This window comes from Kiritimatiellia bacterium (genome assembly GCA_026417735.1).
Classification (GTDB): domain Bacteria; phylum Verrucomicrobiota; class Kiritimatiellia; order PWTM01; family PWTM01; genus CAACVY01.
In genome coordinates, this window is sequence record JAOACR010000020.1 from 114719 (window position 1) to 131817 (window position 17099).

A 17099-nucleotide genomic window follows, 5' to 3' on the forward strand; every position below is an offset into this window, starting at 1 on the left:
TCCGGCGACCGAATTCGAAGAGTTGAGTGTCACTGTAAGAAACACGTGTCTCCTCGCCGAGGCGGACCGGCCGCTGGGGATCTCCCGCCGATAGCGCGACCGCGGGCACCTTGTAGCACGTACGCGGTCACGATCTCGGCAAGGCTAACGTCCGCCTCGCCGCGCAAACCGCATCCGAGCAAATACGAGAAGGCGCCGCTCACGACTGAGAGATCCCATCACTGAGAACTCATGCTCATCCCGCTGGCCCTTCATCCGTCCTCACCAGCTCCTCGGTAGGCTCCTGTTCGCCCTCGGAGAGGCTCGCCCTATCCCCCACCTTCCGCCTCTCGGACACCTTCGCGGATCGGCTTGACCTCCTCGGTTCTCGGCCGCTGGTGGAGTGACGCTTCGCCACCAAGCTGAGGCTTGATGGCACAAAGATACCCTCGACTCGGCAATGGCACCCCAAGGCGCCCCCCACCTAGTGTTGGAATCTCGCACTACCCCAGCCATAACCTTCCCCATGTGGAGCTCAAGCTCCTGCATCCGGGCATCAACACGTACTCTGTGACCCCCAATGGTGCTTCGCCTGGCTGCCCCCAGCCCGCGATCGGCGCATACTCTACAGCCAAGCCAATAAACAAATGTGAGTTCCCCGAGTTTGGCGGCCCTACCGCCCGCTGCTCGCGGGCCGCCGGAATTTCGAAACGCCGAGCGAGGTCTTCACGTTCGCCTTCTGCGTCCCCTTGGCAAAACACCACCAGCACGAGGCTGCCGCGATTTGGTTGGCCGCTGACAAATTCACCATCCCGCAGCGTCTCCGAAGTCGCGAAGTCTGCGCAGACGCTCTGAGATAACGACGCGCACGAGGATGTGCGGCGGTGATCACCGAAAGGCCGTGGGAAAACGCATTCAAAGCAAAAGAGAACCGACATGGGCCGGGCGGAGGTCGCGCGCCAGTCACGGTTTGTCCCTCGCGAATTGTCCAGGTCCGCATCCCCTGTCCAAGATGATCTGCCTCCGCGATCTAAGCTGCCGATCGTCATGAGAGAGGAAATTGGGACGCTTGGCACTCACCAGCCGTTCCATAGCGAACAGAACGTCTGGCCACGAAAAACGTGCCCTGGTCGGGGCGACGGGATTTGAACCCGTGACCTCTTGCACCCCAAGCAAGCGCGCTAGCCAGTCTGCGCCACGCCCCGCAGCAGTGCCGCAAACTACCACGCCCGCTGCAGAACGGTCAATGAGCACCGTTCCTCGCCACGCTCCTCCTTCCACTCACGCGGTATCGCCCTTCGTCCGCTGCCCCGCCCGCGGAGAGCTGTCCAACGGTTCCGCCCACCGTTGCCGCACCGCATCATGGAGGAGAATCGTCGCGGCCGCGGAAACGTTCAGCGAGTCACAACTGCCACGCATCGGAATACATACCCGCCTGTCCGCAGCCTCTAACCAAGCGGATGTCAGCCCGTACTGCTCGGATCCAACCACGATCGCGCTGGGTCCGCTCATATCGCACTGGAAATAGGGTTCGGTCGCCGCGGGGGTTGCCGCGAAAATCCGAATGTGGCGAGCTTTCAGCCAGGCGATGGTTTCCTCGCCACCCGCCTCCGCAACGGGCACCGTAAAAACGGCACCAACGCTGGCGCGAATCGCATTGGGATTGAAGAGATCCGTCCGGCCGTCCACGAGGATCGCCGCATCGGCGCCCGCCGCATCGGCACTCCGCAGCATCGTGCCCAGGTTGCCCGGCTTTTCGATGCCCTCCATCACCAGGACCAACGGGCAGCTGCCAAGCTGCAAATCGCCCAGCGAACGCCGCACAATCGGCGCCACTGCGATCAGGCCGTCCGGCCGATCCCGGTAGGAGAGCCGCCGAAAGACCGCCTCGGAACAGTCGAGCAGGTCGGCCCCGGCGGCCGCCGCACGGGCGAGGATGGTATCCTCGTTCGAACCCAGAAAGAGCTCACGACAGAAAAACAACTCGAGTGGTCGCACTCCGTGATCGAGCGCGCGGAGGTTCTCCCGATAGCCCTCCACCAGCATCCGACCGGTCCGCTCGCGATCCCGACGGTCGCGCAGCGCCATCGCTGCACGCACGCGGTCATTTCGGACGCTCGTAATACGAATCGGCATGCTTGAAGTATAGCGGCGAGGAGCGGATTACATCAGCCGCCCCTTCTCACAGCGGTCGCACGACGAGCTCCTCCCCTTCGCGGGCCAGCGCGGCGCCTTCGCCGACGGCCGCTCGCACCTGGTGCTCAATCGCATCGAGCGCGGCATCATCGTGTTCGGGCGCGTGATGGATCACCCGCAGTTGCGCCACGCCGGCTGCGCGCGCCACCGCGACCGCCTCAGACCAGGTGCTGTGCCCCCACCCGCGGCGCCCGGCATACTCTGCGTCGGTGTAGGCACCGTCAAAACACAGTAGAGAGGCGGGCGATGGAGTGCGGCAAAACCGCAAAAATTCCCGACGCCGGTCTTCGCCGGCCGCCGCCCATTCGATGTCCGTCGCAAACACCAGCGCACCTCCCTCCCTCTCATCGACGCGGTAGGCCACACAGCCGCCCTGATGCTCCACTGCGCACCACCGCACCTCCAGCCGCCCGACGACCAACGGCGCGGCCGTCAGCGTCTCGAATCGAAGCTGCGCCCCGATGTGATGGAGCCCCACCGGCCAGAACGGCGGACCAAAAAGGTTCGGCAGCACGTCGGCGACCGCTCGGCCGCCAAGAAGCGGTGCGGCCAGCGTGACTTCTCGGCCGCGCTGGTACAGCGCGCCAAGCAGCGGCAGGCCGGCAATGTGGTCGAGATGATAGTGGGTGAACAGTACCGTCAAGGGGTCGGATGCCCGGCCAAGCGAGGCACTAAGACGCCGAACTCCCGTGCCGGCGTCGATGATCAACCGCTCGCCGCCTGTGCCCTCAATTGCAATGCAGGTGGTGTCCCCACCGTACCGGAGGTGGTCGGCGTCAGCCGTCGGATACGACCCTCGCACACCGCCAAACACGACTTTCATCGACCCACCTTCGCGACATCTGTGGACGGCTCTCGTCCTACTTCGCCTCCAGCGTCCATACGCCGTCCCAGTCCGCCGGCGGTTGCACCGCGAACCTCCGACAGCGTTCCGCATGCGCTCTCGACACTGGATCTTTCACGCCGAGATGCTCAAACGCCGCCGCGGCCTCCGCAAAACGGCCCTCCTCGGCCAGCGCCAGTGCGCGATCATACTCGGGCAACCACTCGGGGAGACCCTTGCTGGCCGCGGTGCCCAACGGCTCCCACACGGTTACCGGCGCCCGCCGGCCGACAACGCGGATCCGCCCTAGCCGCCGCCACACAAACTGCGGGCCGGCCGCCTCCCGCACTGTGTCGGCCACCATCACGTAGCTGCCGAAAAACTTGTTGGCGCCTTCCAACCGCGAGGCGAGATTCGCCGCGTCCCCCAGCACGGTGTAGTTGAACCGCTCCTCTGAGCCCATGTTCCCCACCACCACCTCGCCAGTGTTCAGGCCGATCCGCATGTGCAGCTCGGCGCCGAACTGCTCCGCCCAGACCGCCCGCCGCTCGTCGAGAATTTGCTGACAGGCAAGCGCCGCGAACACCGCCCGACGGGCATGGTCCGGCTGTTCCACCGGCGCGTTCCAGAACGCAACGATCGCATCGCCGATGTATTTATCCACATACCCGCCATGATCGAGGATCGCGCGGCCCATTGCGGTGAGATACTCGTTCAACAGCCGCGTGAGCTGGGGCGGGTCCAGCCGCTCGGAGAAGGTCGAAAACTTCTCGATGTCGGAGAAAAAAATCGTCAGCTGGCGCTTTTCCCCCCCCAAACGCAACCGCGAAGGATCCGCGAGAAGCTGCTCGATCACCTCCGGGCCCAGATAGTGGCGGAACGCGCGCTGAATGAACGCCTTCTGCCGGCCTTCCGTCGCATAATTGTACAGCGCCGCGCCGATGCCGACGGACAAACCGGCCAGCGAAGGCCAGGCCGCCGGCGCATACCACCCAGCAGCAGCCAGCCCGAGCGCCCCGCAGAACGGCCCGGCCACCGCCGCCACCAGCGCGAGGCCCACCTGCCACGCACGCCGCGCCGCCCCCGCCGCCAGCGACGTCACCAAACACCAGAGCATCGCCGCAACGTCCAGCACCAAGAGCGGCAAGGGCCGAACGAAGTCGCCGGCCAAAAGATTGTCCAGCGCGGTCGCGTGAATCTCGACGCCCGGATACACGCGGCCGAGTGGCGTCGGCCGCAGATCCAGCAGCGCCGGCGCGCTCGCGCCGACCAGCACGTAGCGGTCGCGAAACTCCGCGGGATCCACCGTCGGTGTCCCGCCCTCGGCCAGCCGTAGCTCCGACTGGATCACCGCCGCCGCGCTGAACGCGCGATGAGTGCCCGAGGCACCACGAAAGCGTAGCCGCACCCGACCTTCGCGGTCCAATGGAACACGGTGCGGGCCGATTCGGACCTGATCAACGGCGATCTCGAGCGGCGGCAGCTGGTCGCCCACAGACAGATCCAGCATTCGCAGCGCCAGCCCCAACATCGGCACCAGCCGTCCGTCGAACACCCGGAAGGGACGTACCCGCCGGAACACCCCGTCACTGTCTCCGGTATCGCTGACGCTGCCGAGCATCGCCGCGTTGGTCGCGACCTCCGGGATTGGCCATGCAGCGTGGCTGGCACCCCACCGGTTGGACCAGACGGTCGCGGCCGTCAACGCGGGCATCCGCGCGGTGCCGTCGGCCGGCCATCGCGTCGTTTCCCCCTCGCCGGGTCCACCCAGGTAGAGCGCTGCCGCGACGCGACCGTTCCGCGCCAGCGCCGCACCGAGCGCCTCGTCGTCGGCAACGCCGGCGACGGATGGCTCTGTAAACACGAGGTCCAGTGCAACTGCTCGGGCACCGGCGCGTCGGCAGAAATCCAGAATGGGACCGTACACCTCTCGCGGCCAGGGCCAGGGCAGCCGCATTTCCCGCCGCGCCCAGTCCAAGCTGGCCTGGTCGAGCAGGACGATTCGAATCGCATCGGTCGCGGGGGAAGGGGCGGCGGTCCAGCGCGCACGCCAGTCCCACGTCACCTGTTCCAGCCGCTCCAGGGCGCCCTGCGCCGCCAGCATGCGCCACAGCGCCCAGCCGGCCATACCAATCAACAGCGCAATCCAGTGACGACGACGCATCGCGGCGACTCTACTTCTCCCGCCCTCCGCCGTGCAAAGCCTTCGGCCCGCTCACGGCGAGGCGGGCAGCGGCTCGTAGCTGTCCACAATCGCCTGCCACACCGGCGCCCATGCGTCCAGGCGGCCCTTCGGCGCGGCGATTTGAAGATGGTGGTTGGTGGTTCCCACCAGCAGATCCACCGTCTGGACCTCCGTGCCGTACATGCCGAGCCGGCGCACAAACGCGATGCGGCCGGCCACGTTAGTGGCGATCGGCTCGATCGGCAGGCTCATTTGTTCCGCTTGCGCGCGCAGTTCGTCCGCAAGGCGCTCCGGTCGGTCATGGCCGAGGTCCCGCAGCCGAACCCACAGCTCGAGCCCATCCGGCCCGCGGAAGCCAACGAATGCGAGATCGTTCGACGACCGGTCCGCATCACGGGGGCGAACTGCCCAGCCAGCCGGCAACGTGAGCGCGAATGCGTTGCCGGGGTGCCGGTATCGCACTGGCCCCGTTACCGCCGCAGCCGCCACCCCGGCGTCGTCGCGAAATTCCCGCAGCGCCTGCAGCGCTGCCAGTCCCCCGATCACTGCCACTGCCGCCACCGCCACCGCGAACCGTCGCAGCCGAGTGGCGGCCAGAGAGGGAGGCGGCTCAGGCCGGCGCGAACTGCTGCTCATACAGCCTCCGGTACACGCCGCCCCGGCCCAGCAGCTCCGCGTGGGTCCCCTGCTCCACGATCCGGCCGTTCTCCATCACCACGATCTCGTCCGCGCCGACGATCGTCGAGAGACGATGCGCGACAATCAACACCGTGCGCCCCACCATCAGCTCATCCAGCGCGGCTTGCACGAGCCGCTCGTTTTCCGTATCGAGCGAACTGGTCGCCTCGTCGAGGATCAGGATCGGGGGGTTCCGTAGAATCGCGCGCGCGATCGCGATGCGCTGCCGTTGACCGCCCGACAGCCGCACCCCCCGTTCCCCAATCACGGTCTGGTAGCCCTGCGGCAACTGCAAAATGAACTCGTGCGCCTGCGCACGGCGCGCAGCGTGCTCGATCAGCTCGAACGGCGTGTCCGGCCGTGCGTACGCGATATTCGCTTCGACCGTGTCGTTGAACAATACGGTTTCCTGCGTCACGAGACCGATTTGCGCCCGCAGCGAACGCAGCGTGAACGAGCGCACGTCGCGCCCGTTCAGCAAGACTCGGCCGCCCGTCACGTCGAAAAAACGCGGCAGCAAACTCACCAGGGTCGTTTTGCCGGCACCCGACGCGCCGATGATCGCCACCCGCCGGCCGGCCGGCACCCGCAGCGTGATGTCGCGCAACACCGGCTCATCGTCATACGCAAAGCTCACCGACTCAAAAACGATTTCCCGCACTGGTTCGTCGAACGGCACCGCGCCGGGCAGGTTCGAGACCCGAACCGGTTCGTCGAGCAGCTCAAAGATCCGGTCCGCGGCGGCGGCGCTGTGCTGGATGTTCATGTGCAGGTTGCCGAGGCGTTTCGCCGGGTCGTACATCACGAAGAGCGCCGCCGCAAACGTGAGAAAGTCCTGAACCGGCAACCGTGCCCACCAAGCATACAGCAGCAGCAGCGACAGCCAGATTGCCGCGAACGCGACGATGATCGGCTCCACCGCGACGCGCGCGCGCGTCAGCCGCATGATCCGCCGGAACACCGAGGCGCTCCGCTCTCGGAACCGGGCGCGCTCGAAGTCCTCCGCGCCGAACGCCTTCACGATCCGCACACCGCTGATCGTCTCCTGCAGCAGCGAGACGAGGTCGGCGAGCCGCTGCTGTCCCTCCCGCGCGTGCCGCCGCACGCGCCGCCCAAAGCCGATGATCGGCACCAGGCACACCGGAAACACCACGAGGCTCGCCGTCGCCAGCCGCCAGTCCAGCCACACCAGGTACGCCGCCGCACCCACCAGCACGAACGGCTGCTGCAGCAGATCGGCCAGCACCGTCGACACCGCACGCTCGACCAGCGACGTATCGTTCGACGTGCGCGAGATCAGCTCGCCTGTGCGGCTCTGGGTGAAGAAGTCGAGCGACAGGTCCTGCAAGTGGTCAAAGATCGCCACCCGCAGGTCCATCACCACGCGATGGCCCACCCACTCCACGAGGTAGCGGCTGACGAAAAACCCCACGCCGCGCACCGCCGCCAATGCCGGCATCAGGGCCGCGATCGCGAGCGCCGCCCTCAGGTTGTCCACCCGCTCCACAAACACTGTGGTGAGCAGATGGCGAAACACCAGCAGCATCGAGGTTGTGGAACCCGCGAACAGCAAGCCTGCGACGACGCCCGCCGCCAGCCGCCCCGCATGCGGTCGCACGTACCGCAGCAGACGCCGGTAGGTCGCCAGCGCCCGCGGGCGCGCGGCAGGAGGCATCGGTGCCTCGGTCATCCGCCCCGCGCCTCGAGATAACGGACCGCCTCGATCGCGGCCATGCAGCCGCTGCCGGCTGCGGTGATCGCCTGGCGGTAGACCGAATCCTGCACATCACCACAGGCGAACACCCCCGGCCGCGAGGTCCGCGTGAACTCCGTCCGAATGTAGCCGTTGGCGTCGAGCTCCAGCTGCCCCCGAAAGATCGCGGTGTTCGGCTCATGGCCGATTGCGCAAAAGTATCCGCCAACCTCCAGCCGAGACCTCTCGCCGGTCAGGACGTTGCGAACCGTGACGCCCACGACCTTTCGCTGCGCGGGATCATGGACCTCCTCCACCACCGAGTTCCACATCACCCGGATTTTCGGGTTCGAGAGCGCTCGCTGCGCCATGATCGGTGAAGCCCGAAACTTGTCCCGACGATGAATGATGATCACCTCCGAGGCGTAACGAGTCAGAAAGGTCGCCTCCTCCATCGCGGTGTCGCCCCCGCCCACCACACATACCGGAACGCCGCGGAAGAACGCGCCGTCGCAGGTGGCACAGGCGGAAACGCCGTGGCCGATCAGCGCCTGCTCGCTGGGCAGCCCGAGATACTTCGCGCGCGCACCGGTCGCGATGATCAACGTGCGGGTCTTCAGCGTCTGCCCGTTGTCGAGCGTCACCTTCAGCGGTTCACCGCTGAGGTCCACCGCCACCGCCGAACCGGACACCACTCGAGCACCGAACCGTTCCGCCTGCTGACGCTGCAGATGCATCAGCTCGAATCCGTCCACGCCTTTCGGAAAGCCGGGGAAGTTTTCTACCTCCGTGGTCGTCGTGAGCTGCCCCCCCGGTTGCGGGCCCTCGACCACCAGCGGTTCGAGGTTCGCCCGGGCCGTATAAATCGCGGCGGTGTAGCCCGCTGAGCCGGACCCCAGAATGATCACATTGTCCATCGTCATACAACTCCGCTGCGGACTATATCAGCCTGCCGCTCCTTGCGCATCCGTCGCCCTCCCTCCCCCACACGACCCGGCATCCTTCGCCGCATCGCTCCCCCGCGCCCGCCGCGATCGCTCGGCCAGGGGCCCGAAACCTGATAGACTGCCCAACAACCTAAACCGCAATGAGGAGATTGCCGATGCATTGCCGCACGTGGTCCTTCGCGATCGCTCTGATGCTCGTGACATTCTACGCCGCCGCCGGAGAACCGCGGCTCCTGTTCGACGGGGTATCCACGAACGGCTGGGTCCTTCGCGGCGGACATGCCCGCTTCCGGATTGAGGACGGTTGCCTCGTCGGCACAACGGTCACCGGTCAGCCGAACTCTTTCCTTTGTCCGCCCGGTGAGTACGGCGATTTTGTGCTCGAATTCGAATACCTCGTGGCTCCGAAGTTGAACTCGGGAGTGCAGATCCGCAGCCAGTGCTTCGATCGTCCGGTCGAAGTGGAGCACAAAGGCAAGAAGATCGTCGTGCCGGCCGGCCGGGTGCACGGCTATCAGGTCGAGATCGACAACGACCCCCACCGTGCGCGGTTCTGGAGCGCGGGTCTGTACGAAGAGGGCTGCCGCGGCTGGATTTTTCCCGGCTTCGCCGGTGGCGATGGCGCCGCGTTCACCGAACAGGGACGCCGGCTGACCAAAGTGGACGACTGGAACCGCGTCCGCATCGAGTGCCACGGCGACTCGATCCGCACCTGGTTGAACGGCGAGCTGCGGGTGGAGGCCCGGGACGCCCGCGTTGCGAAAGGGTTTATTGGGTTTCAGGTCCACAGTCACAAGGAGCCGGGCCTCGAGGTGCGATGGCGGAACATTCGAATCCGCGAGTTGCCGTGACCCGCGGACGTTCCAGCACGGTACCGGCGGTACTGCTGGCGACCGCTGCAGTATTCATCGTTGCTCGCGCCGGTGCGGCCGATGTGGTTGATCCGCTCCTGGTGCGGGTTGAGGCGAAGCGCCGGACGACCGACTCCGCATGGCAATGGATGGAAACGCGCTCGCTCGCCAGCGTCGAGGACATCGGCGAGCTTCGCGCGCCACCTCAAAACCGCTGGGGCGGCCGAGCCGACCGCGTGATCGCGCCACCGGGCCGCTTCCGCGTACTCCGCGACGGCCGCCGCTGGATCTTTGCCGACCCGGACGGCTGCGAATGGTTCAGTATCGGAATCTGCAGCGTCTCCACGGGGCGCTCCCCGCGCAGCCAGGAGGCGCTCCGGCAACGGTTTGGTTCCATCGAGCGGTGGGCGGAGGAGGTCACCGATCTGCTCTGGCGACACGGCTTCAATACGCTGGCCTGCTGGTCCGACTGGTCGCGTCTGCGGCAGGTCCGCCGCCCCATGCCCTACACCACGCAGTTGAACCTGATGGGCTCGTTCGGCCGACGGTATCACGGCGCCTGGCAGGTGTCCGGACATCTCGCGTACAGCAACAACTGCATCCCGGTCTTCGATCCCCGCTTTGCCGAGTTTGCGCGAATGCTCGCCGCGGAAATCCTCGCGCCGATCCGCGACGACCCGCTGTGCGTGGGGCACTTCTCCGACAACGAGCTACCGTTTCCCGAGGACGCGCTGGAGCGTCACCTCGCGTTGCCAGCCGGTACCGCCGGACGGGAGGAAGCGGTTCGATGGCTGCGCGCGCGGCGGCCCAACAGCCCCGCCGAACAACCAACGACGGCGGACCGCGCCGCCTTCCTCGAACATCTCGCGGAAACCTACTTCCGGTTGTGCGCGGAGGCGATCCGCGCCGCCGCCCCTCGCCACCTCTATCTCGGCGCCCGATTCCATGGCGCCGACCTGCGCCGACCCGAACTATTCCGCGCCGCCGGGCGCCATGTGGACGTGATCTCCGTGAACTGGTACGGCGTCTGGACACCAGAGGCGGCGCGCATCGCCGAGTGGGCCACCGCCGCCCAGCGTCCGGTGATGATCACGGAATGGTACGCAAAGGGAATGGACTCCGGCCTCGACAACGTGAGCGGCGCCGGCTGGACCGTCAAAACTCAGCGCGATCGCGGTCTGTTCTATCAAAACTTCACCCTCGCATTGCTCCGCTCGCCCGACTGCGTGGGCTGGCACTGGTTCAAGTACATGGACAACGACCCCGCGGATACCCGGGCGGACCCTTCCAACCGGGATTCGAACAAAGGGATTGTCAGTGCGACCTATCAGCCCTGGACGGAGCTGCTGGTTCGAATGCGTGCGCTGAACGAGCTGGCGTATCCGCTCCGGGATCGTCTGGCACCGCGCTGAGGCGCCGAGGAAGATGACCTGTTCCCCCTCCAAGGGTTGGAAGCCTCCGCGTCCGGACGATCCAACCATGGGAACACTGCCGGTGCGTCCCGCGGGGCAAACTCTGCGCCGGAGCCACGAACCCTCACTGTCTGCGACGAGCTGAAACAATGGGGGCGACGCCTCCCTGGGCGGGGTAGCGATGACGCCGCGCGGTTCCGGCGCGATCGCATCGTGGCCGGTTTCGGCGCGCGATTGAAGCCGGCCGCCGGCGCGCGGCAGCGGCGGACGATCACCCCTGCCCTCTCGGTCCTGCAGAGCGGGTTCCGTTGGCCCCGTCTCCGGCCGGCTGCCACCCCCCTCGCTGAGCCCCTCGTTGTCGGGTCGCGAACACGGCGGTACGATGAGCCTGTGAAAGTGGCGATCGTCACGGCGGGTTCGGGCGGCCGGTTCTACTGCCAGAACTGCCATCGCGACCTTGCGCTTGCACGCGCACTCCGCGCGGCCGGCGTGGACGTGGTGATTGTCCCGCTCTATTTTCCGATCAGTTTGGGATCTGGTGAGGTGGCCCGCAGCGCGCCCCTGCAGTTCGGGGCAATCCGCGTCGCAGTGGAGCAGTGGTTTCCCGGATTCGCGCGCCGATGGCCGCGCATCGCCCGCTGGCTCGATGCGCCGTGGGGACTGCGGCTGGCCGCCGCACATGCAGGGGCGGTGAATCCGCGCCGGCTCGGTCCGATGACCCTCTCGATGCTGCGCGGTGAAAGCGGCCGCCAGGCTGCCGAGTTGGAACGGCTTGTCTCGTGGTTCCGGATGGATGGCCGCCCCGACGCGATCGTCCTTTCCAACGCGCTGCTGGTGGGTCTCGCACGCCGCCTCCGGAGCGAGACGGGCTCGCCAGTTCTCTGTCTGCTGCAAGATGAGGATGTCTGGCTCGATGCGATCCCTTTCCCCAACCGTGACGCCGTGGAAGCGGAACTGCGCGAGCGCGCTTCCGCGGTTGACCGCTTCGTCGCCGTGACCCGCGCATTTGCGGACCGTTTTGCACCCCGGCTCGGCGTGCCTCGCGGAACGATCACTGTGATCGGCCCGCCGGTCGAGGCGCCCGCCGAGCCCGCGCCCGCCCCTGCCACACCCGCCATCGGCTACCGGGCCCGCCTCTGCGCGTCGCTCGGTCTCGACGAGGTCATCCACGCGTGGCTCACCCTGCGCCGTTCACCCGAGTTCCGACGGTTGCGCCTCTACGCGGTCGGCGGTGCGCTGCGCTCGGATCAGGCCGCGTTGCGGCGCTGGCAACGGCGCCTGGCCGCCTCCGGCGACTTGGACGACGCGGTTTTTGAAACCGTGCTCGACCCTGCGCGCGCGGACGAGTTCCACCGAAACATTTCGCTTCTGTCTGTCCCCTCCCGCACCGAGGACGGTGGCGGCCTGCAACTGCTCGAGGCGATCGCAGCGGGCGTGCCGGTGGTGCAGCCCGACCGCGGCGCGTTCGGCGAAATCGTTCGGACCACCGGCGGGGGATGGCTCTACGACGAGTCGGTGCCGGGAGCGCTCGCGCTGGCGCTCCGCCCACTGCTGGCCGATCCCTGCCGCCTCCGCGAACGCGGCGCCACTGGCCGCGCTGCGGTCATGCGAACATATTCCCCCACCGCAATCGCAGCGGCCTGGGTGGAACTGCTGAAAGAAGTCGGCGCCCGGCCATGACTCCCTTGCTCGAGTTCCGCGAGGTGTACAAATCATATCCGGGACCGGACGGGGGGCCCCCCGTCGAGGTTCTCCGCGGTGTGGACTGGCGTCTGGAGGAGGGAGAGGCCGCGGTGATCGTCGGTCCCTCCGGCTCGGGCAAGAGCACGCTTCTCAATCTCGCCGGAGCTCTCGACATCCCCACCGCCGGCACGGTCCGGCTGCAAGGCACCGACCTGACCCGCGCCGACGACGCTACGCTCGCCGCCGTGCGGCGGGAATGTGTCGGGTTTGTATTCCAGCAACACCTGTTGATGCCCCACTTGACGGTTCTGGAAAACGTGCTACTGCCGCTGCTCGCGGACCGGCGCGGCCCCGTGCCGGAGGAGTACGCGCGCGAGCTGCTCGATCGCGTCGGTTTGACACCGCGACTCCATCACCGTCCGGCACAACTCTCCGGCGGCGAACAGCAGCGCGTCGCGCTCGCCCGCGCACTCGTCCGCCGCCCGGCACTGCTGCTGGCAGACGAGCCGACCGGGTCCCTCGACCGCACCACTGCGGCGGCGGTCGCATCGCTTCTGATGGAGCTGCACACCTCGCTTCGCTTTGCGATGGTGGTCGTCACTCACTCCGCCGAGCTGGCTTCCCGCCTGCCCCGCCAGTGGACGCTCCACGACGGCCGGCTCCGTCCCCTCGCGTGATGACTCGCCGACAATGGCTGGTGCGCTCGGCGCGGTTCCATCTGCGCCGCCACCTCGGCACCCTGCTGGGCGGCAGCGTTGCCACAATGACCCTCACCGCGGCCGTGCTGGTCGGCGCTTCCGTGCGCAGCAGTCTGCAGCGCGCCGCCCGGCTGCGTCTCGGCGCCGCGGAATTCGCAGTCCAACTGGCCGCCCCGGCGCCGCTGCCGGCGGAGCTCCCCGACACAGAGGGAGGGCCCGCGGGCGCTCAGCTCAGCCGGGCTCTGCTCCTCGACGGGACCGCCACCGCGCCGGACCGCAAGCTGCGCGCAGACCACGTTCGGGTGGTCGGCGTCGACGAACGCTTTTTTGAACTGTTCACCGGCCGTCATGGCGCGGAAGCACCATCGGACGACGAGGCTTGGCCGTCGCGCGCTCTCGCAAACCGGCTGGAGCTGGGCGAAGGCGACGAGTTGATCCTTCGGGTGCCGGTGGTTTCCGCGCTCCCCCCCGATGTACCCCTTGGCGGCGCACCGACGGTGTGGTCCGCAAGGCGCATGAAGGTGGGACGCATCCTGCCCGATGATGCCGGCGGACGATTCGATCTGCGTCCCTCGTCCCTGCCACCTCTGAACTTGTTTGTGCGGCGCGACACACTTGCCGAACTGGCGGGGCGCCCGGGCACTGCAAACGTGCTGCTGTTGAAGCGCACGCAGCGAATGCGAACGGTGGACGACGTTCGCCGCGCGGTGGAGAGGGCCGCCGGGCCCGCGGGACGGAATCTCGCGTGTCGGGCGCTTCCTGGCGGCGGCGTGGAGGTGCGTTCCGCTAGCGTTTTCTTAGACGCGCTCACGCTCGCAGCGCTTACAAACGCGCTGCCCGGGGGCCGGCCACTGCTGACCTACCTCGTGAACGCATGGCGCACAGGCGACCGATCGGTGCCCTACTCCTTTGCGGCGGGCATCGCGAGCGAACCGGTTCCCGCCGATCTTGCCGCCGACGAAATCGTGCTGCACGCGGATCTCGCACACGACCTCGGCGTGCTCGCCGGCGGCTCCATCCGCGCAGAGTACTTCATCCTCGACGGCCGGCAGCAGCTCATCGAAACCCACACCGTGTTTCGCGTTCGCGCGGTGGTGACCCATCCGCGCGATCCCTCGCTGGTGCCCGAACTGCCCGGCGTTTCGACCGCGGCATCATGTCGCGACTGGAAAACGCCGTTCCCGTTGGACTTCTCGCGCATTCGCCCCGCGGACGAGGACGACTGGGCGCGCTGGCGCGGCGCGCCAAAGGCTTGGCTCCGGTACGAGACCGCCGCAGCGCTCTGGAGCAACCGGTTCGGCGTCGCGACCGCGCTCCGCTGGCCGGCGCCGGCTTCGCTCACCGACATCGAGCGTGCGGCGGCGCGGGTTCCGCTGGCGGCCGAGTTCACGGACCTGCGCGCCGCCGCACACCGCGCCGCGTCGGGCGGGCCGGACTTCACGCTGCTATTCCTCGGACTCGGCGGCTTCCTGCTCGCCTCCGCAGTGCTGCTGCAGGTGTGGATGTTTGCCGCGGCTCTGCACGGCCGTGTCGCCGAAATTCGGCTGCTGGCCGCTCTGGGATTTGGCCGGCGCGAGATCAGCCGGCTACTGCTGGGCGAGACCGCCGTGGTCGCGCTGCTGGCCGCCGCCCTTGGCACGATTGTGGGCATTGGCCTCGCGTGGGCGCTGCTGGTCGGTCTGCAAACGATCTGGCGCGATGCGACCGGCGACGCGTCGCTGAGCCTCGCGTTGCCGCTCCTCGCGCTGGCGAACGGTACCGCCGCCGGCTGGTCGATCGCGATGCTCGCCGCCGCGCGCGTGGTACTGCACCACACCGCGATGCGGCCGCTCCAGGCGTCGCTGTGCGAGCAGCATTCGCGACGGCGCGTCTCGCCGAGCTGGCGCACGACACCGCGACGATGGGCGCCGCCCGCGATTGGGACGGCCCTCGCCTTCGCGCTCGCCGTGGTGGGTCAGCTCTCCGCCGACGAGCGCCCGCTTGCCCGGCTGGCCGCAGGCGCCGCCGTGCTCGCCACCATTACGCTCGCGCTGAGGTCATGGCTGGCCTCGGAATCGCCCGCCCGCCACCGATCGAACCCGGCCGCGTTCGGACCGCGCAGCTGGCGACGGCATCCCCTGCGCGCGCTTACCGCGATCCTCGTGCCCGCCTGTGGCTGGTTCGTTGTCTTCGCGGTCGAAACCCATCGGCCCCGCACACCCAACACCGAGTCCCGCACCTCGCCCGCTGGGGGCTTCTGCGCGATCGCGGAACTGTCTCTCCCGCTTCCCGAAGACCCCCGTTCTCCTGAGGGCCGGCGCCGATGGCGTCTGGACAAGTGGCTGGACACCGCCGGCGTGCGCATCCTCCCTCTGCGCCGTGTCGAGGGTGCCCCCGCGGACTGCCGCAACATTCAGCGCGTGGATCGCCCGCCGCTGCTGGGCGTACCCGCAGAGCTGTTTGACGCACTCGGCGCCTTCCGCTGGCGGCGGCGCCCGGCCGGCGTACCCGCCCACCGCCCATGGTCCGCGCTGCTCGCCGCCTCTCCTCCCGACGAGATTCCCGCGGTGTTGGATGCGTCCGTCGCCACGTGGGGACTCCGGCTGCGGATCGGCGACCGCCTCGCGCTCACCGACGAACGGGGCCGCACCCTATCGCTGCGCGTGGTCGGCCTTCTGGACGATACCATTTTTCAGGGATCCATTTTGATCGACGAACGCCGTCTGGTCGAACGCTTCCCCTCCGCCCCTCACCGCATGCTGTTGATCGAGGCGCCCTCCGACCAGAGGGCTCGCCTGCGCGCGGAGCTCTCGGAACGCTTCGAAGATCTGGGTTTCACGTGGACCTCCACACGCGACCGACTCGACACGTTGCTCGACGTGCAGCGCGCGTATCTCGACATCTTCCTCGCGTTCAGTGTCCTCGGCCTGGCGTTCGGTTCGCTCGGCTTCGGCGCACTCGCATGGAGAACGCTGATCGAACGCCGTGGTGAACTGGCCATGCTGCTGGCGCTGGGGTGGACGCCGCAACAGCTGCGCCGACTCGCCGCGACCGAACACTGGTTCCAGGCCTGGGCAGCGCTCGGCGCCGGCTTTCTGGCGGCGCTGGTGGCGTTTCCGCCGCGAACCGCCGCCTGGCTCGGTTGGCTGCGCGTCGGCGGCCTCGCGGCGCTCTCGCTGGCTGTAACCGCGGCAATCGCGGTATGCGTCGGCGTCTCACTTGCGCTACGCGGTCCGCTCATCTTGCACCTGCGCAAAGAATAAGGAGCTGAGCGCACGGTAGGCGCACCAACCTTTCTGGCATATGCAGCCGGGAAAGCAAATCGGCCGGAGGCTTGCGATTGCAACCGCGCCCGCCTGATGGCATAGTGGCCCCAGCGGGCGGGTGCGCCATCTGCGGAGACCGCGGCGATGAACTCACAGACCGATGCGGGAGGCGGCGCGAGGACGCGGTGCTCTTCCGCGTTTACGCTGATCGAGCTGCTGGTGGTCATCAGCATCATTGCAATTCTCGCGGCGCTGGTGTTCCCGATGCTGAACCGCGCACAGAAGGCGGCGGACTTCCGGCGGGCGGAGATCGAGGTGCAAGCGCTCCACTCCGCGCTGAAAGCCTATCTCGAAGAGTATAGCAAGTGGCCGGTGCCGAATGCGCTGGAGGGCGATGTGAGCGTGCAAATGGTGAAGGTGCTCACCGCCCATCCCGACGAACGTGAGCGGAATCCCCGGGGTCGCGTCTTTCTCAAGATCAGCGGCATCGCCACCAACAGCGCCGGCGCAATGGTGGACCCCTGGGGAAACCCCTACCGCTTCGCTCTGGACAGCGACATGAACCTGAGCATTAGCGACGCGCACGATCCGGATGGCGTCTACAAAGCGCTGCCGGGGCAAAACGTCGCGGTCTGGTCCCGCGGTCCGAACGGAAAAAGCGATCCCAAGAACTCCGCCTCCTACGACGATATCACCAGCTGGTAATGTC

At 67.6% G+C, this 17099-nt stretch carries 12 protein-coding genes and 1 tRNA gene; 6 read left to right on the top strand and 7 right to left on the bottom strand.

Annotated elements, in window-relative coordinates; all coding sequences use genetic code 11:
• Nucleotides 1-1106 precede the first annotated feature (1106 nt).
• The 7 genes from N2652_10395 to trxB form a co-directional block, all read right to left on the bottom strand.
• Nucleotides 1107-1184: transfer RNA gene (locus N2652_10395), tRNA-Pro, on the bottom strand.
• 76 nt (nt 1185-1260) lie between these two features.
• Nucleotides 1261-2115: an RNA methyltransferase gene (locus tag N2652_10400; protein ID MCX7819595.1), complete on the bottom strand. Its 855-nt coding sequence runs from the start codon at nt 2113-2115 to the stop codon at nt 1261-1263.
• Nucleotides 2116-2161: 46 nt separating this feature from the next.
• On the bottom strand, nt 2162-2998 hold the full coding sequence (locus N2652_10405; GenBank protein MCX7819596.1) for an MBL fold metallo-hydrolase: 837 nt from the start codon (nt 2996-2998) through the stop codon (nt 2162-2164).
• Nucleotides 2999-3035: 37 nt separating this feature from the next.
• Entirely contained in the window at nt 3036-5162 is a 2127-nt protein-coding gene (locus N2652_10410) for an adenylate/guanylate cyclase domain-containing protein (protein ID MCX7819597.1), read from the bottom strand.
• 51 nt (nt 5163-5213) lie between these two features.
• Nucleotides 5214-5819, bottom strand: a complete 606-nt coding sequence (locus tag N2652_10415) for a hypothetical protein (protein MCX7819598.1) — start codon at nt 5817-5819, stop codon at nt 5214-5216.
• Nucleotides 5794-7551: an ABC transporter ATP-binding protein/permease gene (locus tag N2652_10420; GenBank protein MCX7819599.1), complete on the bottom strand. Its 1758-nt coding sequence runs from the start codon at nt 7549-7551 to the stop codon at nt 5794-5796. Before N2652_10420 ends, N2652_10415 begins: the two co-directional genes overlap by 26 nt.
• Complete coding sequence (trxB, locus tag N2652_10425) at nt 7548-8471, bottom strand: thioredoxin-disulfide reductase (protein ID MCX7819600.1); 924 nt, start codon at nt 8469-8471, stop codon at nt 7548-7550. The genes N2652_10420 and trxB overlap by 4 nt, the downstream gene beginning before the upstream one ends.
• Before the next feature lie 185 nt (nt 8472-8656).
• Between trxB and N2652_10430 the strand changes: the two genes are divergently transcribed.
• The 6 genes from N2652_10430 (at nt 8657) to N2652_10455 (ending at nt 17095) form a co-directional block, all read left to right on the top strand.
• The gene (locus N2652_10430; protein MCX7819601.1) at nt 8657-9352 is read left to right on the top strand and encodes a DUF1080 domain-containing protein; all 696 of its coding nucleotides are present in this window, start codon (nt 8657-8659) and stop codon (nt 9350-9352) included.
• Nucleotides 9349-10764 carry a hypothetical protein gene (locus N2652_10435; GenBank protein MCX7819602.1) on the top strand — a complete coding sequence of 472 codons (1416 nt, stop codon included), beginning with the start codon at nt 9349-9351 and terminating at the stop codon, nt 10762-10764. Before N2652_10430 ends, N2652_10435 begins: the two co-directional genes overlap by 4 nt.
• A gap of 390 nt (nt 10765-11154) precedes the next feature.
• Entirely contained in the window at nt 11155-12444 is a 1290-nt protein-coding gene (locus N2652_10440; protein MCX7819603.1) for a glycosyltransferase family 4 protein, read from the top strand.
• Nucleotides 12441-13124, top strand: a complete 684-nt coding sequence (locus N2652_10445) for an ABC transporter ATP-binding protein (GenBank protein ID MCX7819604.1) — start codon at nt 12441-12443, stop codon at nt 13122-13124. The genes N2652_10440 and N2652_10445 overlap by 4 nt, the downstream gene beginning before the upstream one ends.
• On the top strand, nt 13124-16387 hold the full coding sequence (locus N2652_10450) for an FtsX-like permease family protein (GenBank protein ID MCX7819605.1): 3264 nt from the start codon (nt 13124-13126) through the stop codon (nt 16385-16387). The genes N2652_10445 and N2652_10450 overlap by 1 nt, the downstream gene beginning before the upstream one ends.
• A 147-nt stretch (nt 16388-16534) precedes the next feature.
• Nucleotides 16535-17095 carry a type II secretion system GspH family protein gene (locus N2652_10455; GenBank protein ID MCX7819606.1) on the top strand — a complete coding sequence of 187 codons (561 nt, stop codon included), beginning with the start codon at nt 16535-16537 and terminating at the stop codon, nt 17093-17095.
• Nucleotides 17096-17099 lie beyond the last annotated feature (4 nt).